19 protein-coding genes are annotated in these 24,158 nt (G+C 65.8%); 12 read left to right on the top strand and 7 right to left on the bottom strand.

Annotation, left to right across the window (positions count from 1 at the left end; genetic code table 11):
* The first annotated feature begins 70 nt into the window (after positions 1-70).
* The 8 genes from NATPE_RS13750 (at position 71) to NATPE_RS13785 (ending at position 10,623) form a co-directional block, all read left to right on the top strand.
* Positions 71-568: a hypothetical protein gene (locus tag NATPE_RS13750; RefSeq protein WP_006181107.1), complete on the top strand. Its 498-nt coding sequence runs from the start codon at positions 71-73 to the stop codon at positions 566-568.
* Positions 565-2,067 carry a UbiD family decarboxylase gene (locus NATPE_RS13755; RefSeq protein WP_006181108.1) on the top strand — a complete coding sequence of 501 codons (1,503 nt, stop codon included), beginning with the start codon at positions 565-567 and terminating at the stop codon, positions 2,065-2,067. The genes NATPE_RS13750 and NATPE_RS13755 overlap by 4 nt, the downstream gene beginning before the upstream one ends.
* Positions 2,064-3,461 (top strand): UbiD family decarboxylase, encoded by a 1,398-nt coding sequence (locus tag NATPE_RS13760; protein WP_006181109.1) that lies wholly within the window; start codon positions 2,064-2,066, stop codon positions 3,459-3,461. Before NATPE_RS13755 ends, NATPE_RS13760 begins: the two co-directional genes overlap by 4 nt.
* A gap of 185 nt (positions 3,462-3,646) precedes the next feature.
* On the top strand, positions 3,647-5,380 hold the full coding sequence (locus NATPE_RS13765) for an acyl-CoA synthetase (protein WP_006181110.1): 1,734 nt from the start codon (positions 3,647-3,649) through the stop codon (positions 5,378-5,380).
* 48 nt (positions 5,381-5,428) lie between these two features.
* The gene (locus NATPE_RS13770) at positions 5,429-6,595 is read left to right on the top strand and encodes an acyl-CoA dehydrogenase family protein (RefSeq protein ID WP_006181111.1); all 1,167 of its coding nucleotides are present in this window, start codon (positions 5,429-5,431) and stop codon (positions 6,593-6,595) included.
* A gap of 2 nt (positions 6,596-6,597) precedes the next feature.
* Entirely contained in the window at positions 6,598-8,370 is a 1,773-nt protein-coding gene (locus tag NATPE_RS13775) for an acetyl-CoA carboxylase biotin carboxylase subunit (RefSeq protein ID WP_006181112.1), read from the top strand.
* A gap of 5 nt (positions 8,371-8,375) precedes the next feature.
* Positions 8,376-10,130, top strand: a complete 1,755-nt coding sequence (locus NATPE_RS13780) for an acyl-CoA carboxylase subunit beta (protein ID WP_006181113.1) — start codon at positions 8,376-8,378, stop codon at positions 10,128-10,130.
* A 28-nt stretch (positions 10,131-10,158) separates the two neighbouring features.
* On the top strand, positions 10,159-10,623 hold the full coding sequence (locus tag NATPE_RS13785; RefSeq protein WP_006181114.1) for a MaoC family dehydratase: 465 nt from the start codon (positions 10,159-10,161) through the stop codon (positions 10,621-10,623).
* 30 nt (positions 10,624-10,653) lie between these two features.
* Here the strand turns inward: NATPE_RS13785 and NATPE_RS13790 are convergent, their stop codons facing one another.
* Positions 10,654-11,376: a class I SAM-dependent methyltransferase gene (locus NATPE_RS13790; protein ID WP_015299144.1), complete on the bottom strand. Its 723-nt coding sequence runs from the start codon at positions 11,374-11,376 to the stop codon at positions 10,654-10,656.
* 47 nt (positions 11,377-11,423) lie between these two features.
* Positions 11,424-12,251: an HpcH/HpaI aldolase/citrate lyase family protein gene (locus NATPE_RS13795; RefSeq protein WP_006181116.1), complete on the bottom strand. Its 828-nt coding sequence runs from the start codon at positions 12,249-12,251 to the stop codon at positions 11,424-11,426.
* A gap of 193 nt (positions 12,252-12,444) precedes the next feature.
* Between NATPE_RS13795 and NATPE_RS13800 the strand changes: the two genes are divergently transcribed.
* A complete protein-coding gene (locus tag NATPE_RS13800; protein WP_006181117.1) occupies positions 12,445-12,738 on the top strand; it encodes a PadR family transcriptional regulator in 294 nt (97 codons plus the stop codon).
* A 75-nt stretch (positions 12,739-12,813) separates the two neighbouring features.
* On the opposite strand, the gene NATPE_RS13805 is transcribed toward NATPE_RS13800, so the two are convergent.
* The gene (locus tag NATPE_RS13805) at positions 12,814-13,146 is read right to left on the bottom strand and encodes a hypothetical protein (protein ID WP_006181118.1); all 333 of its coding nucleotides are present in this window, start codon (positions 13,144-13,146) and stop codon (positions 12,814-12,816) included.
* Positions 13,147-13,336: 190 nt separating this feature from the next.
* On the bottom strand, positions 13,337-14,149 hold the full coding sequence (locus NATPE_RS13810; RefSeq protein WP_006181119.1) for a polyprenyl synthetase family protein: 813 nt from the start codon (positions 14,147-14,149) through the stop codon (positions 13,337-13,339).
* Positions 14,150-14,468: 319 nt separating this feature from the next.
* On the opposite strand from NATPE_RS13810, the gene NATPE_RS13815 reads away from it, so the two are divergent.
* Positions 14,469-15,065, top strand: a complete 597-nt coding sequence (locus NATPE_RS13815; RefSeq protein WP_006181120.1) for a TetR/AcrR family transcriptional regulator — start codon at positions 14,469-14,471, stop codon at positions 15,063-15,065.
* Between the two features lie 24 nt (positions 15,066-15,089).
* Here the strand turns inward: NATPE_RS13815 and NATPE_RS13820 are convergent, their stop codons facing one another.
* Positions 15,090-15,515 (bottom strand): zinc ribbon domain-containing protein, encoded by a 426-nt coding sequence (locus tag NATPE_RS13820; protein WP_006181121.1) that lies wholly within the window; start codon positions 15,513-15,515, stop codon positions 15,090-15,092.
* 96 nt (positions 15,516-15,611) lie between these two features.
* Entirely contained in the window at positions 15,612-16,640 is a 1,029-nt protein-coding gene (locus NATPE_RS13825) for an LLM class flavin-dependent oxidoreductase (RefSeq protein ID WP_006181122.1), read from the bottom strand.
* Between the two features lie 323 nt (positions 16,641-16,963).
* Between NATPE_RS13825 and lonB the strand changes: the two genes are divergently transcribed.
* Complete coding sequence (gene lonB / locus NATPE_RS13830) at positions 16,964-19,120, top strand: ATP-dependent protease LonB (RefSeq protein ID WP_006181123.1); 2,157 nt, start codon at positions 16,964-16,966, stop codon at positions 19,118-19,120.
* Between the two features lie 797 nt (positions 19,121-19,917).
* Here lonB and NATPE_RS13835 read toward each other — a convergent pair.
* A complete protein-coding gene (locus NATPE_RS13835) occupies positions 19,918-20,526 on the bottom strand; it encodes a TetR/AcrR family transcriptional regulator (protein WP_006181124.1) in 609 nt (202 codons plus the stop codon).
* Positions 20,527-21,064: 538 nt separating this feature from the next.
* Between NATPE_RS13835 and NATPE_RS13845 the strand changes: the two genes are divergently transcribed.
* Positions 21,065-24,094 (top strand): MMPL family transporter, encoded by a 3,030-nt coding sequence (locus NATPE_RS13845; protein WP_006181126.1) that lies wholly within the window; start codon positions 21,065-21,067, stop codon positions 24,092-24,094.
* Positions 24,095-24,158 lie beyond the last annotated feature (64 nt).

The following is a 24,158-nucleotide window of genomic DNA, read 5'->3' on the forward strand; positions in this document are numbered from 1 at the left end:
AAGAGCATAAGGGCCACTGGCCCGTGGCCCTACGAACGTGGGTCGTGGAAACGATACGCGACGGGAGGCCATGTCAAACCAGTACATCACGGCAGCGGACCATCTGCCCGACGAGGAGCGGACGGAAACGACACTCCAGATAACCGATGCGGAGACGAAGCGGATCTTCGAGGCGCGAGTCCGGATCGCAAACGATCCCGACGAACTCACGGATCCACAGCCACTGACCGTCGTCGCCGGGCCACACGAGAGCGTCAGCGAGCAACGGTACGTCGAACTCATCGACGAGATCGACGCGGCGGGGATCAACGAGGACCTCCTGCGCCGGCTCGCGGCGGACCAGGAATCGACCTCGAACATCGTCAACACCCGGTCCGACGACCTCAACGTCATCCTCCGGTATCTCGTCGAATCCGGCCAGTACGACTCGACCGCCGAGGCGCTTCGCGAGATGGCGTTTCAGTATCTCGCGGCGAACCGCCCCGCGTTACTTGACGCCTACGAGACCGTCCGGACCGAGTTCGAGGACGATCCGCTCCGCCGCGCCCGCTCGGAAAACGAGCCATGACGGTGGATTCGTTCCGGGGATTCCTCCAGTGCCTCGACGAGGCGGACGCCCTCGTCTCGTTCGACGAGCCCGTCTCGTGGGACCTCGAGGCGAGCGCGATCACGACGCTCGCCAACCGGTCCGACGGCGACGTCCCGGTGTTCGAGTCGGTCGCGGAGACGGCGGTCGACGCGTCGCTCGTCGGCGATCCGTACCGGGGCCCCCGAAACCGACCGTGGGATCACCTCGCCCGAGCGATCGGGCTGCCGACCGGCCTGTCCGGTGGGGCGTACTACGAGCGGCTCATCGACCGACTCCGATCGCCCCAGGAACCGCGGGTCCTCGAGCGCGACGCGGCGCCCTGTAAGGACGTCGTTCGGACCGGGGACGACGTCGACCTCCTGTCGCTCCCGTGGCCGTACATCCATCGGGGCGACGGCGGGCGATATTCGAACCTCCACACCGTCGTCGCACCGGACCCGGAGACGCGGTGGGGCCGCTGGTCGAGCCATCGGCTGATGATCCACGACGGGCCGTTCGCCAGCCTGCTGTTTCTGGCGGGTGAACAGGTTCCCAACCGGTATTACTACGACTACGAACCGCGAGAGGAACCGATGCCGGTGGCGGTCGTCATCGGTGCCGAGCCGGTCGTCCAGTCGACGACGGAGATGTGGATCCCAGCAGGGCGGAGCGAAGCCACCTTCGCGGGCGGCATGAAAGACCGACCCGTCGACCTCGTTCCGTGTGAGACGAACGACCTGTACGTCCCGGCGACGGCGGAGGTCGTCCTCGAGGGCCGTGTCCTCCCGAACGAACGGCTCGACGAGGGTCCGTTCGGCGATTACTTCGGGTACATGAACGGGCCGCGGCGATCGATGCCCGCGTTCGCGATCGACGCGATAACCCGCCGGACGGAGCCCCGCGTCCCGTTTTGCGTCGAAGGGACCGGCGTCGGATACGGGCGAAACTCCGGCAGCACGCTCCAGCTCGCCGCGGCCGGCCCGGACGCGACGCTCGGGCTGCAGGCCGCCGGCTTCGACGTCGAGTCGGCCGTGCCGTGGCGCTTTACCTCCCGGACCGTCTGGGTGATCTCGACGGATCGTCCCTATCCGGGCTATCTCCATCAACTGGCCAACTTCGTGTTCACGACCTGGGGGATGCTCCACATCGATTTCTTCGTGTTCGTCGATGCCGACGTCGATCCGTTCGATCCGCAAGCCGTGCTGACGGCGATCGCGCTGGACGCCGACCCGGACGCCGACTTTCACCAGTTCGGCGTCGAACGGATGCCCAAGGTCCCGCTCAACATCTACCAGACGCCCGAGGAGAAAGGCAGCGCCGACGTGGGGACCTCGAAAGCCAAGACCGCGAAGGCGTACATCGACGCCACCAGTGACGGTGACCGAACGGACGGGACGGCCGACGACGACCGTCGGAAACGGGCACAAGAGCGACTCGTCACCGCGGGCATGTCGGCGGCGCGGTTCGACCTGCTCGACGGGGAGGGCGAGGCGCGATGATCCCGTTCGCCCAGTACGTTGAAGGGTTGGCGAGCAACGACGAGTTGCTGACGCTCGAGGGTCCGTTCGACGTGCCACCCCCTGTCATCGCGGCGGAGGCCCTCCGTGCGAACGGCCCGGCGATCCGGTACGAACGGACCGACGGTGCCGATCTCACCAGCGGTGCGTTCAGCGGCCCCGACCAACTGCAGCGACGCGAGTCGGCCCCGTGGTCGCGGCTGGCGCTGGGTCTGGGGCTGGACCCCGAAGCGTCGTTCGTCACCGTCCTCGAGACGATCACGCGGCTGGGGCCGGCCGGCGATCGGCCGGAGCCGACCTACGACAGGCAGGCGGCCGCACGCACCATCGACGGGATACGGCAACTGGCCCTGCCGCGCGATGCCGACGATGTCTGGCCCGCCCTGACGCTCGGCGTCGCGTCGGTATCGACGGCGGCGGGGACCCACTGGGCCCCGGTTCACGGTGCCGTTATCGGCGACGACACGCTCCGGGTACGGACGCCCGCGGCGCTGTCGTCGCTGCTCGACGGCGGGACGGTGTCGGTCGCCCTCGGCGTCCCGCCGGCGGCCGTGACGACGGCCTATCTGCTCGCCGTCAGGGACCGCCTCGAGGTCCCGATCCAGGACTGTGGCGTCGCCGAACGCGTGTCGCTCGTCCCGACGAACGGTGGGCTCGTCCCGAGCGCCACCGAGGTCGTGATCGAAGCGACGGTCGACGATCGACATCCCGACTCCCGGTCGGATCGGCGCGAAGCGTGGGAGTACGGCACCGAGAGTACGTCGATGGCGCTGTCGGTCGAACGGATACTCGCGACCGAGGATCCGGTACTTCCCTTTTCACCGCTCGAGCGGCCGCTGTCGGACGACCTGCAACTGACGGGGTTGGTGACGGCGGCGACGCTGTACGACCGCATCGACGACTACTGGGGGATCTCGCCCGTCGAGTGGGTGCTGGTGCCGGCGGCGGCCGAACTCGGGATCTGTGTCGTCGCGACGAACGTTCTCTACGCCGGGTTCGAGTGGCAACTCGCCAATATCCTCTTTGCGTTCTCGTCGCTGTTCGATACGGTCATCGTCGTCGACGACGACGTCTCGCCGCGGGACCTCGGCCGCGTCCTCGGCGAAATCTGGCTCAAAGCCCATCCGTCTCGAGACTGGATCTTCAGCGAACCGTCGGCGCCGATGGCGGACCGGCCTCGGTATCGCCGGGACGGGGAGACCGGCTCCCGGCTGTACGTGAACGCGGCGTGGGACCCGCGGTGGGACGACGCGTATATCGCGCCGCGAGTCGCGTTCGACCGATCGTTCCCGGCGTCCGTTCGCGACGATGTCCGACGGTTGTGGGAGACGCGTCACGACGGGCCGGCCGACGACGAGAACCGCGACGGCGCGTAGGACGAGGGGGTGTTTTCAGTCGATGAAAATACATATATAATCGTATAGGCTGAAAACAGGACCGTTTACGCATGACTGGCTCGATGAAACTCACCTCGACGTAACAGTTCTCTCTACGATGTGTCTATTAGCATCGCATAATTTACCGATACTATTATATCGGGAAACGGGATCCGGGGCGGTGTATGGTGTCCAGCCACAACCTCTCGGACTACGAGGCCGAACGGGAGCGGTTCTCGTGGGACGAGATCTACGCGGAAGCCGACTGGGACGCACCGGCGGACCTGAACATCGCCCACGAGACCGTCGACCGACACGCTGCCGACCGCGAGAAGGTCGCGCTCTATCAGGTCGACACCGACGGCGAACTCACGACGACGACCTTCTGGGAACTGGCCGACCGCTCGAGCCAGTTCGCGAACCTCCTCGAGGAACTCGGCGTCGAGCGCGGCGATCGCGTGTTCTCGTACATGCCGCGGATTCCGGAACACTACGTGGCGATGGTCGGCACGCTGAAACGGGGAGCCGTCTGGGGGAGCGTCAACGAACGCTTCGGGCCGGACGGGATTTCCTACCGGCTCGACGACTGCGACGCGAAGGTCCTCGTGACGACGACCGACAACCGCGAAACGGTCGCGGACGCCCTCGAGGACGCGCCGTCGGTCGACCACGTCATCACCGTCGACCGTGGCGGCGGCGCACCCGCCGACGACGTCGTGTTCAACACGGCACTCGACGGCGCGAGTACGGACTACGAGGCCGCCGACACCGGCGGCGAGGACGACGCTTTGCTGTACTACACGTCGGGGACCACCGGGCTGGCCAAGGGCGTCCGGCACAAGCAGCGCTGGGTGGCCGGCGTGGCGGCGACCCAGAAATACGCCGTCGACCTCCAGCCCGGCGACCTCTACTGGAGTACCGGTGACCTGGGTTGGCTGACCGGCGTAATCAATACGCTCGGGGCCTGGTACTGGGGCGCGTCGCTGTTCACCTACGAGGGCGAGTTCGATCCGGCTGAGTGGGCCGAACTGCTCGACGAGTACCCGATCACCGTCCTGTTCTCGGTGCCGACGGCCTACCGGATGCTCCGCGAAAAAGAGGAGCTACTGGCGGACGTCGACCTCGACTTACGGCACGCGCTCTCGATCGGCGAGCCGCTCAGCGCCGGCGTCGTCGAGTGGGGCGAGGACGAACTCGGCGTCACCATCCTCGACACGTACGGCCAGACGGAGACGGGCAACATGATCATCAACAACTACCCCACGATGGAGTTGCGGCCCGGCTCGATGGGGAAGCCCCTGCCGGGCATCGAGGCCGACATCGTTGACCCCGAGACCGGGGCCGTCCTCGAGCCCGGCGAGACCGGTGAGATCGCCCAGCGCGGCGACTACCCCTGCTTCTTCGCCGAGTACTGGAACAAACCCGAGAAGACCGCGTCGTGTTTCGTCGACGGCCCCGAGGGGGGTGAGCAGAGCGAAGCGATGCGATCCTCGCCAGACGAGACGTCTGGCGGTGAGTGGTACCTCTCGGGCGACCTCGCACACAAGGACGAGGACGGCTACTTCTGGTTCGAGGGGCGGGCCGACGACGTCATCCTCTCGTCGGGCTACCGCATCGGCCCGTTCGAGGTCGAGAGTTCACTGGGCGAACACGCGGCCGTCGCCGAGGCGGCCGTCGTCCCCAAGCCCCACACGGAGCGGGGTAACATCGTGAAAGCCTACGTCGTGCCAAGCGAGGGGACGACGCCGTCCGAAGACCTCAAAGAGGACATCAGGACTCACGTGCGCGACGAACTCTCGGCCCACGAGTACCCCCGCGAGATCGAGTTCCGCGAGGAACTGCCGAAGACGGTCACGGGGAAGATCCGGCGAACCGAACTGCAAGACGACGCGGAAGAAGAGTCCGAGGCGTCGCCGTAAGCGACCCGCCCTCGAGACGCCTCGATCACGAGCGATCTATCCCACAACATGAATTTCGAATCTACCGACGAACGCGCGATGATCCGGTCGACCGCAGAGGCGGTCGCGGCCGAATACGGACGGGAGTACTGGCGAGAAAAAGAAGCGGACGGCGAGTTCGCACAGGAGTTCTGGGACGAACTCGCGGAGGCCGGGTTCCACGGCTTGTTGGTTCCGGAGGAGTACGGCGGTGCCGGCATGGGCATGCAGGAGATGGGCCTGGCGATGGAGACGCTCTGTGCCGAGGGCTGTGGCATGGCCGGGACCTGGTATCTGGTCCTTACCGCGGGGATGGCCGCCGTCGGCATCCGCGAGAACGGGACCGAGGCCCAGAAGGAGCGGTACTTACCTGACATCGCGGCCGGCGAGCGAAACTTCTCGATCGGCATCACCGAGCCCGAAGCGGGAACGAACACGCTGAACGTCGCCACGCGCGCGGAGAAAGACGGCGACGAGTACGTCCTCAACGGCAACAAGGCGTGGATCACCTTCGCCGACCGGGCGGACAACATGATCCTCGTCACCCGGACGACCCCGCGAGCGGACGTCGACCGTGGCACCGACGGCATCAGCCTGTTCATCGTCGATATGGACGACCCCGGGATCGACGTCTCACCGATCCCCAAACACGGCATCAACTACTCGAAGTCCTGTGAGGTGTTCATCGAGGACGTTCGCATCCCCAAGGAGAACCTGCTCGGGGCGGAAGACGAGGGCTGGTGGGCGCTGCTCGATATGTTAAACCCCGAGCGCCTCGGCTTCGCCGCGGCCGGGACGGGGATCGGGAAACTGGCCGCCGACACCGCCATCGAGTACGCCACCGACCGCGAGGTGTTCGGTGCCCCGGTCGGTAGCCACCAGGCCGTCTCGTTCCCCATCACCAAGGCCTACGCGCGGATGGAAACGGCCGCGCTCATGCGCGAGAAGGCCGCCTGGCGCTACGATCAGGGCGAGGAGTGTGGCTACGAGACGAACGTCGCGAAGGCGACGGCCGTCGAGGCCGGCATCGAAGCCGTCAAGCAGTCGATGCAGGCGTTCGGGGGCTGGGGCTACGCGAAAGAGTACGACGTCGAGCGCTGGTGGCGCGAGATCAACCTCACGAGACTCGCACCGGTCTCCCAGCAGATGGCCTACAACCACATCGGCCAGGAACTCGGCTTCCCCAAATCCTACTGACCATGTTCGACAAAGTCCTCGTCGCCAATCGCGGCGAAATCGCGGTCCGCGTGATGGCAGCGTGCGAAGAACTCGGTATCGGAACGGTCGCCGTCTACAGCGACGCCGACCGCGACGCCGGCCACGTCGAGTACGCCGACGAGGCCTACAACGTCGGCCCGGCACCGGCCAGCGAGTCGTACCTCGACCAGGAGACGATCGTCGACGTCGCCGACCGGGCCGGCGCGGACGCGATCCACCCCGGCTACGGCTTTCTCGCGGAGAACGCCGACTTCGCCCGTCGCGTCGAAGCGACCGACGGGATCACGTGGGTCGGCCCGCCGAGCGACGCGATGGAGACGCTCGGCGAAAAGACGAACGCTCGAACCGTCATGCAGGCGGCCGACGTCCCGGTCGTCCCCGGGACGACCGAGCCGGTCGCCGACGCCGACGAGGTGCGGACGCTGGGCGAGGAGTACGGCTACCCCATCGCGATCAAGGCCGAAGGCGGTGGCGGCGGCCGCGGCATGAAGATCGTCCGCAGCGAGGCCGAAGTCGATGACGCCCTCGAGAGCGCCCGGCGCGAGGGCGAGGCCTACTTCGACAACGACTCGGTCTACGTCGAGAAGTACCTCGAGTCACCCAAACACATCGAGGTCCAGGTCCTCGCCGATCGGCACGGCAACGTCCGGCACCTCGGCGAGCGCGACTGTTCGCTGCAGCGCCGCCACCAGAAGGTCATCGAGGAGGCCCCCAGTCCGGCGCTCGACGACGACCTGCGCGACGAAATCGGCGAGGCCGCCCGGCAGGGCGTCCGCGAGGCCGGCTACACGAACGCCGGGACGGTCGAGTTCCTCGTCGAGGACGGCGAGTTCTACTTCATGGAAGTGAACACGCGGATCCAGGTCGAACACACCGTCACCGAGGAAGTAACCGGAATCGACATCGTCCGGTGGCAGCTCCGGGTCGCCGCCGGCGAGGAACTCGCCTTCGACCAGGCCGACGTCGAGATCGACGGCCACGCGGTCGAGTACCGCATCAATGCCGAGAACCCGGCCGCCGACTTCGCGCCGACCCCCGGGAAGCTGACGACCTACAGGCCGCCGGCGAGCATCGGCGTCCGCCTCGACCACGCGGTCGCACAGGGCGACGAGATCGGCGGCGACTACGACTCGATGATCGGGAAACTGATCGTCAGCGGCGACGACCGCGACCACTGTCTCGAGCGCTCGAAACGCGCGCTCGAACACTTCGCCGTCGACGGCGTCCACACGACGATCCCGTTCCACCGGCTGCTGCTCGACGACGAGACCTTCGTCACCGGCGATCACACGACGACGTATCTCGACCGGGAACTCGATGACGACGCGCTCGAGGCGGCCGTCGATCGCTGGGGCTCCGCGACGGCAACCGACGGGAACGGGTCCACGGCGACGACGAGCGAGGTCACCGTCGAGGTCGACGGCCGACGGTTCGACGTCGTCATCGAGGACGGCGTGTCGCAGGCGACGGGAGCCCGAACCGAGACGGGAGCCGCTTCCGGCGGTGGGGCCGCGGGCGGGGACGACGCCGAACTCGCCGCTGCCGGGGCCGTCACCGCCGAAATGCAGGGGACCATCCTCTCGGTCGCCGTCGAGGAAGGCGACGAGGTCGCGGCCGGCGACGTCCTCTGTGTCCTCGAGGCGATGAAAATGGAGAACGACGTGGTCGCCAGCACCGACGGTACGGTCCAGTCGGTGCCGATCTCGGCGGGCGACTCCGTCGACATGGGCGACACCCTCGTGACACTGGAGTGATATCGATGCGAGTCAAAATTGCAAGCGACACGACCGACGCGCAGGCGCGGGCCATCGCCGAAGCGATGGCGTCGAAGTACCGGGAGGACGTCACCGTCGTCGACGACGGCGGGACGGAACTCGCCAGTGCGTCCGCCGACGGTGGGACCGACGAACCGGCCGACCCCGAGCCGGAACCGGAACTCGGACCGACGGCCCGCGAGGAGGCGCTGCTGGCGGAGATCGACGATATCCTCGCGGGCGGCCCCGAGAAGTACAAGGATCAGCTGCCCGATCAGGGGAAGCTGTTCGTCCGCGACCGGATCGATCTCTGGTTCGGCGACGACTTCCTCTTCGAGGACGGGAAGTTCGCGGCGTTCGACGACTGGCATCCGGACGGTGCAAACACCGACGCGGACGACGACGACCGGCTGCCGGCCGACGGTCTGATCACCGGCGCCGCCGAGTTCGAGGGCCGCGACGTCCACTTCATGGCCAACGACTACACGGTCAAACGCGGAAGCATGGCCGCGAAGGGCGTCGAGAAGTTCCTCCGGATGCAACAACGGGCCCTGAAGACCGGGAAGCCGGTGTTGTACCTGATGGACTCCTCGGGCGGACGGATCGACCAGCAGACCGGCTTCTTCGCCAACCGCGAGGGCATCGGGAAGTACTACTACAACCACTCGATGCTCTCGGGTCGGGTGCCCCAGATCTGCGTCCTCTATGGCCCCTGTATCGCCGGTGCGGCCTACACCCCCGTCTTCGCGGACTTCACGGTCATGGTCCGGGACGTAAGCGCGATGGCCATCGCCAGCCCGCGCATGGTCGAGATGGTCACCGGCGAGCAGATCGACCTCCAGGAACTGGGCGGGCCGGACGTCCACGCCGCCCACTCCGGGAGCGCGGACCTCATCGCCGACGACGAGGAACACGCCCGGAAACTGGTCGCGAAACTCATCGGCTATCTCCCGAACAACAGCGACGAGACCCCGCCCCGAACGGACGGGCGGGCACCCGCCGCCTCGCCCGACGGCATCGACGCCGTCGTGCCCCAGGAGCCCAACAAGGGCTATGACATGTTCGACGTCATCGACCGGATCGTCGACGCGGGGTCGACGCTCGAGTTGCGGTCCGAGTACGGCCCGGAGATCATCACCGCCTTCGCCCGGATCGACGGCCGGCCGATCGGGATCGTCGCCAACCAGCCGGCACACCGGGCTGGCGCGATCTTCCCCGACGCCGCCGAGAAGGCCGCCGAGTTCATCTGGACCTGTGACGCCTACGACATCCCCTTGCTCTACCTCTGTGACACGCCCGGCTTCATGGCCGGCTCACAGGTCGAGAAAGACGGGATCCTAGAGCAGGGCAAGAAGATGATCTACGCGACTTCCTCGGCGACGGTACCGAAACAGTCGGTGGTCGTCCGCAAGGCCTACGGCGCGGGCATCTACGCGATGTCCGGCCCCGCCTACGACCCCGAGAGCGTCATCGGGCTCCCCTCCGGCGAGATCGCGATCATGGGCCCCGAAGCGGCGATCAACGCCGTCTACGCCCGCAAACTCGCCGAAATCGACAACGAGGACGAACGCGAACGGATGGAACGGGAACTCCGCGAGGAGTACCGCGAGGACATCGACGTCCACCGGATGGCCAGCGAGGTCGTCGTCGACGAGATCGTCCCGCCGAGCGACTTGCGGGAGGAACTCGAGGCTCGATTTGCCTTCTACGAGACCGTCGAGAAGGACCTGCCCGACAAGAAACACGGCACCGTTCTCTGATTCCCCTTCGAACGTTTCACAACTACCAATGACAGGACGCTACTACGAGGAGTTCGAGGTCGGCGAGACCATCGAACACGAGAAACGACGGACGATCAGCGAACGCGACAACCAGCAGTTCTGCGATATGACGATGAACCAGCAGCCGCTGCATCTCGACGCCGAGTTCGCGTCGGCGACGCAGTTCGACGGCCGGCTGGTCAACGGGCTCTACACGATGAGTCTGGCCGTCGGGCTCACGATCCCCGACACCACCGACGGTACGATCGTCGCGAACCTCTCCTACGACAACGTCGAGCATCCGAACCCGGTCTATCACGGCGATACGATCCGGGTCCAGTCGACGGTCACCGACAAGCACGAGACCAGCGACGGTGAACGCGGCATCGTCACCATGCACGTCGAAGTGTTCAAAGTGAACGATCCGGAGGAGCCGCTGGTCTGTGCGTTCGACCGGACCGCGCTCTCGCTGAAACGCGACCACGCCGACTGACCTCCCCTCGGCGTGAACGTCGGGGAACCATCAGTCGACGACGCCGACGATCCATCGCCACCGCTGTTCGACGGTACCCTCGAGGCCACCAAGCAGATCGCGCGCCTTCGCGACGCGCTCCTCGGCGTCGAGTTTCGGGTAGAGCCGCGCCGCCATCGCCGGAATCGCGTGAAAGTGCCGTACGTCCGCGGCCGTCGTCGCGAACCGCCACGTCCCCGTCGTGACGGTGAACTCCTCGGCGAGCGCCGCCTCGACCGCGTCGGCACCCGTCGGCGACCGCGACTCCCGCTCGAGGGCCGCGAAGACGTCCCGTCCGTCGGCGTCGACCCAGCCAAGCGGCGCGACGGCCCCCACGACCCCGCCCGGCCGCAGGACGCGGGCCGCTTCCCGCGTCGCGACCGCGGGATCCGGGACCAGAAAGAGCGACGCGGTAAACGCGACGGCGTCGAACGAGTCCTCGACGAAGGGGAGGCGATCGAAATCGGCTTCAACCCGCGGCGCGCCCTCGAGTTCGCGCAGCATCTCACGGCTGATATCCAGCGCGACCGTTCGCCGGGCCCGGTCGGCGAAGACGCGCGTACTCACGCCCGTACCTGCACCGGCGTCGAGGACGGCATCGACGGGACCATCCGCTCGAGCCGACAGTTCGGCGGCCAACAGCTTCGCGAGTGCGGTGAACCGACCGGTGCGTTGCTCGTAGGCGTCGTACGCAGAGACGCTCTCGTCGAAGTTCGTCCGGACGGCGGCCTTCATCACGTCCACTGGACGGTGGGAACCACCTATTCCTATCGGTCGAGGGCTCACTCCACCTGCTCGGCACGCTCGAGGATGCGTTCGGCCTGTGCGATAAGCGGCGCATCGATCATCTCGCCGTCGACTTCGAACACGCCCGCATCCGTCCGGTCTCGGGCGTCGAGAACGCGCTCCGCCCACTCGACGTCGTCGTCGCTCGGCGTGAAGGCGTCGTTGATGACAGGGACCTGCGCGGGATGGATCGCGATCTTCCCATCGTACCCGAGCCGCGCGGCAAAGGCCGTTTCGTCGCGAAGCCCGTCCGTATCCGTGAAGTCCGTATAGACGGTATCGATAGCGTCGACGCCGGCGGCGCTGGCTGCGAGAACGGTCCGCTCTCGAGCGTACAACACCTCCGTTCCCTCGCTCGTCCGCGTCGCGCCGATGTCCGCCGCGAGGTCCTCGGCGCCGAACAAGAGTGCGTCGGTCGCGGCGGCCGTGGCGATCTCGTCGGCCCGGAGGACGCCCGCGGCGGACTCGATCAGTGATAGGACCGGGAGATCGGCATCGTATTCGTCGAAGAGGCGCTCGACCGTTCGGACGTCGGCTGCTGACTCCGTTTTCGGGAGCATCACGCTATCCGGCTGCGTTCCCTCGAGGATCGCCTCGAGATCGGTCGCGGCCGACGTGCCGACCGGATTTACGCGAACGCAGCGTTCGGGCTCGGCCGCGCCGTCGTCGAGGACGTCGCGAACGGCCTCGCGTGCGGCTGCCTTGTCGGCCGGTGCGACCGCGTCCTCGAGGTCGAAGACGACGACATCCGCCTCGCTCGTGGCCGCTTTCCGCATGATCTCGGGTTCGTCTCCCGGGGCGAACAGAACGCTTCGGCGAACCATACATCCTGTTGGTAGTTCTCCCGATTAAGCGGTGTGGTTCGTCATCCCAAGAAAAGCGGTATCGCACCGATCGCCGCCCGCTCGGTCGACCGGTCGCGAGCGAGCCCCGACTCGTCGGTTGTGGGTCTGTCCCAATTGGACACACCGTATCTCGTTCCGCGGTTCTTATACGCGACCCGACCAAAGCCCGGACATGTACGATCTCACGGGCTTTCAGCGTGACCTGCTGTACGTGATCGCCGGACAGGACGAGCCGCACGGACTCGCGATCAAGGACGAACTCGAGACCTACTACGAGAAGGAGATCCACCACGGGCGACTCTATCCGAATCTCGACGACGTCGTCGAGAAGGGTCTCGTCGAGAAGGGCGAACTCGACCAGCGGACGAACTACTACACGATCACGGCGCGCGGGCGGCGCGAACTCGAGGCGCGCCGGGAGTGGGAAGATCAGTACGTCGAGGAATTGCTCTCGGAGTCGGAGTGAGAACGGCCGCTATCGCCGCATCGATATCCGGACCCAGCTGCCGGCCATCTCTCCGGACGACGGGTGCAGCGGGAACTACGCCTCGTCAAGTACTTGCCCCCACAGTCCGGGCAACTCGTCGATGCGTTGCCAGCCGGCCGCCTCGTCGACGTCGTCGGCGACGACCGTGATCTCGTCGAAGTACTCCTCGAGGACCGCGCCCCGCTCCATCGCCAGTGGCGGCGTACAGTAGTCCTCCTCGATCCACACCGCCTCGCCGGTCGTCGGATCGAAGCGTGCGTTCTCGAGGGCCGTCGTCATCGCACGGCCGAACGGGTCCAACTGCTCGATATCGCCGTCGTCGAGCCGATCGCGTAACTCGGGGAGTCGCTCGCGCTTCGGCCGGGCGCGCACGAATCGATGTGCCATGTGTTTACGAATGGGTTTGTCGGCGATAAACCCCGAGATCGATCCGGTGGGTTGACCAGCGAAAGCGGGACCGTGCCGGTACCGGCGCGAGTACTCTCATCGGTTCGTGTCGTTGTTCGGCCCGATACTGACACGGCGATTATACAACCGCCTGCGCTGTCATTTCCGGGGCGACGGGAAGTGGTGGCAGTCAGTGGAGTTCGGGATCGCTCGGGACGGTTCGACCGAGAAATTCGCGAAGGGAGTCGACGTCCGCGGTCGACGAGAGGGTCCGAAGCGCTCGAGTCGCGTCCGCGTGCTGGGATCGTGCGTACCGACGCAGTTGCCGGTCGTCACGGACTCGGGGGCCGGGACGGGACGACACCGTGTCGGTTGCAACGTCGTCTCGGATGCGCCGTTCGACACTGCCGCCGCGTCCAACCGTTTCGAAGCGACCTCGCTGCCGATCGTCGACAGCCGCAAGCGTCGCGCCGATATCGGCCGCACCGCGACCGAGCGCACCCGCCGTTCCGTCGACGAACGACCGGTACGCCGCCGGCGTCGGCTGCGAGTCGAAATCCGCGTCGGCGAGCGTTTCGACGAGTCGCTCCGAAACGGTTGCGAGGCGTTCGATGCACGTCCCTCCCGCTGTTCCCTCGAGCGATCCGAGCATCGAATACGCCGCCGTCTGGAGGTAGTCGGCGGCCAGTAACGCCGCGTTCGACTCCCACGCCACTGCTTCGGTTCCCGGCGTGTCGAGTCTGGCCAGCAACCGTTCCCGAAGGTGCGAGTAGCCCCGGAACAGCTCCATCGCGGTCGCAGCCCGGAGTATCGACGGCGAGTCCGGCGCGTCCGTGACCGAGTTCGCGACGAGCGCGACGAGCTGTCCGTACCACCGATCGTCCCGGTCGACGACGGCCGTCCGTGCCGGCAGCAGGTAGTCGCCACGCGCGGTTTCGAGCGTCCCCTCGAGCCGCTCGTCGATCGCGTCCCGACGTTCGCTGAGCGAGAGTTCACGAGTCATCGACGGTTGGTCTCCGACCGGGTCGCGGTCATCGCGGGAACACCGACGTCCGTTTCGGACGGCACCGTCGCCGACGTCACGAACCCATCCCGCGTTCGATGCCTACTGCACGAACTCTCGGCTACTGCATCGGTATCCATGTCGTTCCGTGTTCTTGGCTATTAACCAGTTAGTCAAAAGCGTTCGGGAACGGTATCGACTCGAGAGGGGCGTTTCGGAGTCGATATCCGACAGACTCACGTGGGGGAGTCGGAACGACCCGCGACGGGCTAACGAGCAGGTCACAACTGTTATCCGCCGCCCGACCGACACTCGAACAATGGCAAAGTCGCCAACTGAGCCGGTCTCCGACCCGAACGAGGAGATCATGCGTGCGACCTATCGCGCGCTTCGCGAACACGGATACGCCGACCTCACGATCCAACGGATCGCCGACGAGTACGGGAAGTCGACGGCCGCGATCCACTACCACTACGACACCAAAGAGGACCTGCTCGCGGCGTTTCTGGATTACGTCCTCGATCGGTTCAAGGACACCGTCCACGAGGTCGAAACGACGGATCCGGAACGGCGACTCGACAAACTGCTCGACAAACTGCTCGTCGAGCCCGAAGACCACCAGGACTTACTCGTCGCGATCCTGGAGATGCGGAGTCAGGCACCGTACAAGGACCGGTTCAGCGACCGGTTTCGGCAGAACGACGAATACGTGCGGTACCTGCTTCGCACGGTGATCGACCAGGGGATTCAGGACGGCGTCTTCGTCGACGTCGACACCGAACACGTCGCACGCGCGCTCATGACGATCGTCGACGGGGCCCGAACTCGAGCGGTCGTACTGGACGAAGACTGTGCGCTTACAACGGCGAGACGGACCGCCGACGAGTACGTAACGAGCGTCCTCTTGAACGACTGAGCGCGTCGCTTTTCTCCGTGGATCTCAGGTGCCGTCGGTCGCCGCGTCTCGATCGGCGTTCTCGACCGCTCTCGTACACCAGTGACAGAACTCGAGGTCCGGATCGAGTTCGTTTCCGCAGTGGGGACAGTCAGTCGGTTCCGTCTCGGACGGCGGTGACGGGGTCGTCCTCGTCTGCTGTGTGTACGCGAGCAGGTACGCGTCGACGGTACTGAGTCCCACGACGAGGAGCATCGGTGCGACGGCAAGCAGTGTCTCCGTGGTTCCGTTCCCGGCCAGTAACGCGTCGATCGCTGCCGGATCGACGAACGCGGCGGACACGCCGAACGAAACGACGATCCAGCCAAGCGCACGGCGCAGCCGTCGGAGGTACAGGTGCCCGAGTCCGGTGGCGAGCGCCGCGAGCAGTGCTGCAAGCCACGGTCGCTTCTGCGATATCGACTTGGGCATACACTTACTAACCGGTTAGTATCGCATAAGTCTTCGTTTCCAGACTACCCTCGATCCCTCTCGAATCAGTGATCCGGGGCCGTTCGGAGCGGGTACTCAACGAGCCGTGAGGCCGACGCCGTCGGCCAGTAGTTCGTGCGAACGGAGCGCGACGTCGTGATCGGGGACGACGTGCTGGATCATCACCTCGTCGACGCCGACGCGATCGGCGAGTTGCTCTAGGAGGCCTGCAACCGTCTCCGGATTCCCGGAGATCGCCCGCGGCCACTCCTCGGCATCGAGCGTCGCAGGCGTCGGCTGGGGCACGCCGCCGAGTTCGTCGATGGCGTCCTCGATCGACGGTCTCGTCCCGATTTCGCCGCGTTGCATCCGCTTGTACGTCGCCTCGGCGACCGCTCGGATCCGCGCCGCCGCTTGGTCCGTTTCGGCACAGACCGCGTTCACCGCGAGCATCCCCTGTGGTTCGTCGAGTCCGTCGGCCAGCCGCGACGACTCGAAGTGATCACGGTAGGCCTCGAACGAGCGCGTGGCGAGTTGCGGCCGAATGAACGCCGCGAAACAGTATCGCAAGCCGAGTTCACCGGCGATCGCCGCACTGGACGGACTCGAGCCGAGGACCCACGGGACCGGCTCGGCCTCGCCCGAGCGCGGGATCTCGAGGTCGCTGTAGGCGTGTCCCTCGGGATAGTCGTCGTAGAGGTGATCGACGACGGCCTTGATCTTCTCGGTGTGGTCCTCGTCGGGGTTCTGCACGCGTCGGTCCGTGCCGAGGGCGCGGTCGGCGGCCGGCGAGCCGTTCGCCCGCCCGAGACCCGCGTCGATACGGCCCGGCGCGAGCGCGTCCAGTGCGCCGAACTGTTCGGCGACCTTGAACGGGCTGTAGTGGTTGAGCAGGACCGCCCCGGAGCCAAGGCGGATCGCGTCGGTTTCCGCGGCGAGATGGCCGAGCAAGACTTCGGGTGCGGTGCCCGCGATCCTGGTCGCCATGCCGTGGTGTTCGGCGACCCAGAACCGTGAGTAGCCGAGCCGCTCGGCCTGTCGTGCGGCCGCGACGGTGTTCGCGTAGGCGTCGGTCGCGGTACCGTCGTCCGGGACCGGAGAGAGGTCTACGGCGGAGAGTTCCATACCGATCCTCGGAGACTGCGAGACATAACGGTTCGGTTAGCAGTACGTCTGTACGCGACCGGCTGCCACCGCACCGCCGTCCCCGCTGTACCATCGTCGGATCCGGTTCGTATCGGTGCCCAGTTCACGTCCGCCCGGTCGGACCCATCCGCAGACATCGCTCGGGAACGGCACCGCCCGGCGTCTGCACGGACCGGAACCCACCTGCCGGAACTGCCGTCTGTAGTCGTCGTATCGGCCGCTCGAGGCGATCGCTCGCAACTATCACGTGGAGAAAGTATATCAGTCGCAGTCCCTTCGGGTCGGATACTGAACGGAGTTTTATGAGTGAGAATACGAACGGCGGCGATCCTCCCGAAGACGCCTCGGAGCCCGCTCCGACCGACGAGCGACCCGAGGAGCCCGCCGAGCGTCAGGGAGATCGATCGTCGCCCGAGGACGAGAGCGGCCGTCGTGACAGCGCCGACGATCCGATCGACGGGGTCGACCCGTCGTCCGACGAGGACGACGACCTCGAGACAGTCGAGGACCTCGGCAGCACGGTCGAGGTCGATCCCGGCGTCGAGGTTGACGAGGAGATCGCCGAGGACGACCTTCTCGGTGGACTGAAGATCGATACCACCGAGGACATCGAGGTCCCGGAGCGGCTCGTCGATCAGGTCATCGGCCAGGACGAAGCACGCGATATCATCATCAAGGCGGCCAAGCAGCGCCGCCACGTCATGATGATCGGCTCGCCCGGGACCGGCAAATCGATGCTGGCCAAGGCGATGAGTCAACTGCTGCCCAAGGAAGACCTCCAGGACGTTCTGGTCTATCCCAACCCCGACGACGAGAACGAGCCGAAAGTTCGGACCGTTCCCGCCGGCAAGGGCGATCAGATCGTCGACGCTCACAAGGAGGAAGCCAGCAAGCGAAACCGGATGCGATCGATCCTGATGTGGGTCGTCATCGCAGTGATCCTCGCCTATACGATCCTGTCGGGATCCTCGCTCCTGCTTGGCCTCCTCGCGGCAGGCGTTATCTGGTTCATCTTCCGGACGCTGGGCCAGGGCTCGGACGCGATGGTGCCGAACCTGCTGGTCAACAACGGCGATCAGCGCGTCGCACCGTTCGAGGACGCGACCGGTGCCCACGCCGGCGCGCTGCTGGGCGACGTCCGCCACGACCCCTTCCAGTCCGGCGGCATGGGAACGCCGAGCCACGAGCGGGTCGAACCTGGCTCGATTCATCAGTCCAACAAGGGCGTGCTGTTCCTCGACGAGATCAACACGCTCGACATTCAGACCCAGCAGAAGCTGATGACGGCGATCCAGGAGGGCGAGTTCTCGATCACCGGCCAGTCCGAGCGCTCCTCGGGCGCGATGGTCCAGACCGAACCCGTCCCCTGTGACTTCATCATGGTCGCCGCCGGGAACCTCGACGCCATGGAGAACATGCACCCCGCGCTGCGCAACCGGATCAAAGGGTACGGGTACGAAGTCTACATGGACGACACCATCGAGGACACCCCCGAAATGCGGCGCAAGTATGCCCGCTTCATCGCCCAGGAGGTCGAACGCGACGGTCGCCTCCCGCACTTCACCGACGACGCCGTCGAGGAACTCATCCTCGAGGCCAAGCGTCGCTCGGGTCGCAAGAACCACCTCACGCTGCACTTCCGAACCCTTGGTGGACTCGTCCGTGTCGCGGGTGACATCGCCCGCGCCGAGGACCGAGAACACACGACTCGAGACGACGTACTCCGGGCCAAGGACCGCTCGCGCTCGATCGAGCAACAGCTCGCCGACGACTACATCGAGCGCCGCAAGGACTACGAACTGCAGATCACCAAGGACGGCGTGGCGGGCCGGGTCAACGGTCTCGCGGTCATGGGCGAGGACTCGGGCATCATGCTCCCGGTCATGGCCGAGATCGCCCCCACGCAGGGCGGCGGTCGGGTGATCGCCACCGGCCAGCTCAAGGAGATGGCCGAGGAGTCGGTCCAGAACGTCTCCGCGATCATCAAGAAGTTCTCCGACGTCGATCTCTCGGAGAAGGACATTCACATCCAGTTCGTTCAAGCCGGCGAAGGCGGTGTGGACGGCGACTCCGCCTCCATTACGGTGGCGACTGCCGTCATCTCCGCCCTTGAGGACATCCCGGTCGACCAGTCGGTCGCGATGACCGGCTCGCTGTCGGTCCGTGGCGACGTGTTGCCGGTCGGTGGGGTCACCCACAAGATCGAGGCCGCCGCCAAGGCCGGCTGTACCAAGGTCATCATCCCCGAAGCGAACGAACAGGACGTGATGATCGAAGACGAGTACGAGGACATGATCGAGATCATCCCCTGCTCGCACATCAGCGAAGTTCTCGACGTCGCCCTGATGGGCGAACCCAAGAAGGACTCGCTGGTCGCCCGGCTCAGGTCGATCACCGGCACCGCGTTCGAACAGGAGGCCGTCGGCTCCGCGAGCGGCTCGAGTCCGAGCCCGCAGTAACCGACTAACGGCGCTCGGCCGACGAAACCGCCGTCGCTTCTCAGTTTTGCCGTCCGCGTCTCCGATCGAGTGGGAGCCGACAGCGCTTTCGATCCGATTCGCCGCGGTGTCGATACGCATCGGAACCGCCGACCGGACCGCCGATGGGACACCACATGATCGGCGAGAGACCGATCGACGGCGTTGGATTCGGCTGGCGAGGTCCTCGAGAACAGGTTACCGCAGGGTGTCGACGACTGCATCGAAACGGAAACCGGCCGATCCGTTTACACCCATACGTATGTAACCAAAAGCGACGCTATCGCTAATCGAAATATTGGCCAGCATAGTTATAAAAGTTACTAATCGGTTAGTTACTGACGACACAGCTGTAGACCGGCGGCCGTCGCTGGTATCGTCGCTACCCCAACAGGGGAAACGGACACCGCAGAGAATGATCGTACGGTGTTGCGAGAGAGGTACGGATCCGTAGTCACGGTGCAGTCTCCCCTCCGCTTCTGTAACGCACGCTCGAGACAGCGACATCGATCCATCATCGAGTGATAATCGATAATTGAACAGTTAGTTATCGGAGACAGCGCATCGTCGGCAGGACAGTCGTCATCGACGTGGACCGGGATAACCGCTTTACCGGCGCAGAAACGCGCTCTCGGTCGAGTCACGTCTCGGGTCAGCAACTGACCGGTGACCAACTGAGACGTTCGACTGCGAAACGCGACGCAGACCCAGCGCGACGAGGTGGGGACCTCGTCCGTGACCCGGTCCCAGTTCGTCCGACAGTCCGTTCTCGGGGCGATTCACTCCGCCTCGAGGAGGCACTCGCGGACGTATCGTTCGAACGCACTCCGTCCGTCCTCGAGGATGTCGTCGTCGCTGGTGACGCGCTGGGTCATCGTTCCGACGAACACGAGCTGAAACAGCGCCGCCGTTTCCTGTGGATCGACGTCCCGAAAGACGCCCTGTTCGATGCCCGAGCGAATCGTGTGGGCGACGTGTTTGCGGACGAACTGATCGCTACGCGTGAAGTGTTCCCGGTAGCCCTCGTCGTGGGCTGCCTGCGCACGCAACTCGACGAGTGCCCGGGTGAAGTCGGTCCCCATCTCGGCGACTCCGAGATCGAACGTTTGTTCAACGATTTCCGCGATGTGGTCGTCGGCCCCGCCCGCGCGATACGTCGGTATCTGTCCCTCGAGCTGGTCCAGCATGAACGACAGGAAATCGAGCAGGAGGTCGTCCTTGCTGTCGTAGTGGTGATACAGCAACGACTTGCTCTTCGAGAACTCGTCCCCGATCCGCTGGATGGTCAGTTCGTTGTAGCCGTGTTCACAGAGCGCGGCGTAGGTCGCCCGCATAATGGCGTCTCGCGTGTCGTCCGTTTCCTCGAGGAACGGCGGAAACTGCGTCATAGCGGTCGCGTCCCCCCCGACTCAACGAGCGGCAGACAGTCGCCCCGCTCCGGTGGTTCGACTCGAGTCCCGGCGTCGCCCGCCGTCCGATCCGCTGCCGTAACAGCCTCCATCTGAGTACGACGTACCGCTGCAACGTATAAAAATTGATTGAATGGTCAACTGTCGGTGCTACCGATTCGGTCCGAGTCTCGTGTGACGGTCGGTAGCAGGACCGATCTAGAGGGAGAAAGTAGATAAGCACTGACTGAATATTCAGTTAGTATATGGCCGAAGAATCGAGACGGGCTCCCGAGACGGGGTGGCCGACGGCCGTCGTCGGAGCGTTCTCCCGTCCGGAACGGAGAGCAGTATCGAGACGGTCGCGAACCGCGTCGGAGACACCGGCACGCGTTCGTGTCCCGACGGAACAACTGTCGGATCGGCCGACGTGGACCCGCCGCCCGATCGCGGCCGCGAGTCCGGCGGGTCGCGGTCGATCCCGATCGGGATCGCGTCGTCCTGACGCCGCGACGGTTCGCGGAGGGAAGACCGGCACATGAGTTGGATCGACCGGATCGCCGACGGCGTCACGGAACACAGTCGGCTCGTAATCGCCGTCATGCTCGTTCTCACGGTCGTCGCGGGCTCCGGAGCCGGCATGATCGAGCAATCCTCGTCGCTCGATCAGTTCCAGAGCGACACCGAGGAAGCACAGAAACTCGAGTACGTCGAGCAGAACTTCTCGACCGGGCAGGAGAACACGTCGGCGGCACAGGTGATCGTCAGGGGTGACAACGTCCTCTCCCAGGAGTCGATGGTCGAGACGCTCAGACTCCAACAATCGTTCCGCGAGAACGAGACGGTCTCCGGGACGCTCGTCGACGACCGGCCGACGGTCGGCGCGGCAAACCTCGTCGCGATCTCGTCGCTTACCGCCGACCAACAGCGCGAACTCGAGGCGACGGCCGCGGAGTTCGAGGAACTGAACGCGACCGTCCAGGCGGAACGCACCGCCGTGGCAGAACGGAGCGCGGCGCTGAACGCCACACGGGCGGAACTTCGCGGGGCGCTCGAGACGCTTCGGGCCGATCCGTCGGCGTCGCCGCGTGAACAGTTCGCGACGGTCGACGAGAACTCGTCGGTCGACCTGAACGAGACGCAGTACGCGACGTTCAACGAATCGGCACAGCGCCTTCGTGCCGCCGAGAACGAGTCACGGATCGACGCGGCGTACCGCCTCGGGACACAGGGCGTCCTCGAAGACGAGTACGCGGCCCTCGACCGGCGCAGTACGGCCCTCGAGTCACGGAGCGAGCGACTCCAGTCGCTCGGCGCTGAACTGTCGGCCGAGCGAGCCGCCCTCGAGAACGCAACCTCACCGACGCTGCCCGAACAGATCGATGCGCTCGAGTCGATGAACGCCACCGAGTACGAGCGCGCCCTCGGTGCCGTCCTGAGCGAGGACTCGTCCGGTCGGACGAGCGGTCTGGCCTTCATGCCGACGAGCTACGAGGCCGGATCGACGAGCGCGAACGCGACGATGCTGCTGGTCACCCACCAGACCGAGGGTGATGGCGGCCAGGGCGGAATGGCCTCCGACGCGCTCGTCGACGCGCAACTGGCCATGCAGTCCATCGCCACCGACGCCTTCGAATCCGACGGTGCCGACGTCATCGTCTTCGGCGGCGGCATCATGGGCGAGGAGATCGACAATTCGATGGGCGATAGCCTCGCGATCGTCGGCCCGCTCGCGCTGCTGTTCGTCGTCGTCGCCCTGATCGTCGCGTACCGCGATCTTCTAGATATCCTCCTCGGCCTGTTCGGCATCGCCGCCGTCTTGCTCTGGACGTTCGGCTTCATGGGCTGGACCGGAATAGACTTCAACCAGATGTTCATCGCGGTCCCGGTCCTGCTGATCGGGCTCTCGATCGACTACGCGATCCATATCTTCATGCGCCACCGCGAACAGCGGCAGGCGGGCGGCGCGTACGATGCCGACGACACGCGCGGCTCGATGGGGACCGCGCTGGCCGGCGTCGGCGTCGCGCTCGTGTTGGTGACCGCGACGACGGCGATCGGCTTCCTCTCGAACCTCACGAGTCCGGTGCCACCGATTCAGGACTTCGGCATCGTCAGCGCCGTCGGGATCACGGTCGCCCTGCTCGTGTTCGGCGTCCTGATTCCGGCGCTCAAGATCGAACTCGACGAGTTCCTCGAGAGCCGCGGCTTCGACCGAAAAAAGCGCGCGTTCGGGACCGGCGGCGGGCGGTTCAGCCAACTCCTGTCGACCGGTTCGACGGCGGCACGCCGGATCCCGATCGTCGTCATCCTGCTCGCGCTTCTCGTGAGCGCCGGCGGTGCCTACGGCGCGACGCAGGTCGATACCAGCTTCAGTCAGGAGGACTTCATCGCGGAGGACCCACCGGCGTGGACGGACGATCTGCCCGAGCCGTTCAAACCCGACGACTACTCGATGAAGGAGAACCTCGAGTTCGTCAACGAGAACTTCGTTCGGGAGGATTCACAGGCACAGATTCTCGTGGAGGGCAACGTTACTGATCCGGCGACGATACAGCGGCTCGAGGCGGCCGAACGCGAGGCCGCCAACAGCTCCGTCGCCGCCACCCTCTCGAGCGGCGAGGCCGACGTCCGAAGTCCGATCGGGACGATGCAGCAGGTCGCACGCGAGAACGAATCGTTCAACGCGACGCTCACCGCGGCGGATACCGACGGTGACCGCGTCCCCGACCGGAACCTCGAGCAGGTGTACGACGACCTGTTCGCGGTCGCCCCCGACGAAGCGAGCGCCGTCCTCCACCGGACCGCGGACGGTGACTACGAGGCCGCCCGACTGGTTATCTCGACGAGCGGCACCGCGGCCATGAGCGACGTCACGACCGAGATGCGATCCATCGCGGACGGGATCGACGGGAACGGGCTCGAGGCCACCGCGACCGGGCAGACGATCCTGTTCGACATCATCCAGGACCAACTCATGGACACGGTCATCGAGAGCCTGCTGATCACCCTCGTGGCCGTCTTCGCCTTCCTGATGATCGCCTACCGGCTCACGAAAGGCAGTGCGACCCTCGGTGCGGTGACGCTGTTGCCGGTCGTGTTCAGCGTCTCGTGGATTCTCGGGACGATGTACCTGCTCGAGATCCCGTTCAACGTCATGACGGGGATGATCACGAGCCTCACGGTCGGGCTCGGCGTCGCCTACAGCATCCACATGAGCGAGCGCTACAGCCTCGAGTTGGAGCGGACCGGCTCCGTCTGGGAGGCGATGTCCCGGACGGTCACCGGCACTGGCGGTGCGTTGCTCGGCAGCGCCGCGACGACCGTCGGCGGCTTCGGCGTCCTCGCGTTCGCCATCCTCCCGCCGCTCCAGCAGTTCGGGATCATCACGGGGCTGACGATCATCTACGCGTTCCTCGCGAGCGTCCTCGTCCTCCCGAGCCTGCTCGTGGTCTGGACGCGGTATCTCGGGCCGGACGTTTCGTTCGACGCGCCGAACAGTTCGCCCGCACCCACGGCCAGCGACGGCGGGCAGCCAGCGGATCAGCCGGACCGAACTGAGGAGTAACTCGGTCCCGGTCCGCCGTTCGATCCTCGCTCGAGCGACGCGGAACACGGACGGACCGATTCCG

It is taken from the genome of Natrinema pellirubrum DSM 15624, assembly GCF_000230735.2.
In the GTDB taxonomy this organism is placed as follows: Archaea; Halobacteriota; Halobacteria; order Halobacteriales; family Natrialbaceae; genus Natrinema; species Natrinema pellirubrum.

What these genes read in the sequence shown, in the direction of transcription:
- NATPE_RS13750 (WP_006181107.1), top strand. Translation starts at nt 71, where the DNA reads ATGTCAAACCAGTACATCACGGCAGCGGACCATCTGCCCGACGAGGAG.
- NATPE_RS13755 (WP_006181108.1), top strand. Translation starts at nt 565, where the DNA reads ATGACGGTGGATTCGTTCCGGGGATTCCTCCAGTGCCTCGACGAGGCG.
- NATPE_RS13760 (WP_006181109.1), top strand. Translation starts at nt 2,064, where the DNA reads ATGATCCCGTTCGCCCAGTACGTTGAAGGGTTGGCGAGCAACGACGAG.
- NATPE_RS13765 (WP_006181110.1), top strand. Translation starts at nt 3,647, where the DNA reads ATGGTGTCCAGCCACAACCTCTCGGACTACGAGGCCGAACGGGAGCGG.
- NATPE_RS13770 (WP_006181111.1), top strand. Translation starts at nt 5,429, where the DNA reads ATGAATTTCGAATCTACCGACGAACGCGCGATGATCCGGTCGACCGCA.
- NATPE_RS13775 (WP_006181112.1), top strand. Translation starts at nt 6,598, where the DNA reads ATGTTCGACAAAGTCCTCGTCGCCAATCGCGGCGAAATCGCGGTCCGC.
- NATPE_RS13780 (WP_006181113.1), top strand. Translation starts at nt 8,376, where the DNA reads ATGCGAGTCAAAATTGCAAGCGACACGACCGACGCGCAGGCGCGGGCC.
- NATPE_RS13785 (WP_006181114.1), top strand. Translation starts at nt 10,159, where the DNA reads ATGACAGGACGCTACTACGAGGAGTTCGAGGTCGGCGAGACCATCGAA.
- NATPE_RS13790 (WP_015299144.1), bottom strand. Translation starts at nt 11,376, where the DNA reads ATGAAGGCCGCCGTCCGGACGAACTTCGACGAGAGCGTCTCTGCGTAC.
- NATPE_RS13795 (WP_006181116.1), bottom strand. Translation starts at nt 12,251, where the DNA reads ATGGTTCGCCGAAGCGTTCTGTTCGCCCCGGGAGACGAACCCGAGATC.
- NATPE_RS13800 (WP_006181117.1), top strand. Translation starts at nt 12,445, where the DNA reads ATGTACGATCTCACGGGCTTTCAGCGTGACCTGCTGTACGTGATCGCC.
- NATPE_RS13805 (WP_006181118.1), bottom strand. Translation starts at nt 13,146, where the DNA reads ATGGCACATCGATTCGTGCGCGCCCGGCCGAAGCGCGAGCGACTCCCC.
- NATPE_RS13810 (WP_006181119.1), bottom strand. Translation starts at nt 14,149, where the DNA reads ATGACTCGTGAACTCTCGCTCAGCGAACGTCGGGACGCGATCGACGAG.
- NATPE_RS13815 (WP_006181120.1), top strand. Translation starts at nt 14,469, where the DNA reads ATGGCAAAGTCGCCAACTGAGCCGGTCTCCGACCCGAACGAGGAGATC.
- NATPE_RS13820 (WP_006181121.1), bottom strand. Translation starts at nt 15,515, where the DNA reads ATGCCCAAGTCGATATCGCAGAAGCGACCGTGGCTTGCAGCACTGCTC.
- NATPE_RS13825 (WP_006181122.1), bottom strand. Translation starts at nt 16,640, where the DNA reads ATGGAACTCTCCGCCGTAGACCTCTCTCCGGTCCCGGACGACGGTACC.
- lonB (WP_006181123.1), top strand. Translation starts at nt 16,964, where the DNA reads ATGAGTGAGAATACGAACGGCGGCGATCCTCCCGAAGACGCCTCGGAG.
- NATPE_RS13835 (WP_006181124.1), bottom strand. Translation starts at nt 20,526, where the DNA reads ATGACGCAGTTTCCGCCGTTCCTCGAGGAAACGGACGACACGCGAGAC.
- NATPE_RS13845 (WP_006181126.1), top strand. Translation starts at nt 21,065, where the DNA reads ATGAGTTGGATCGACCGGATCGCCGACGGCGTCACGGAACACAGTCGG.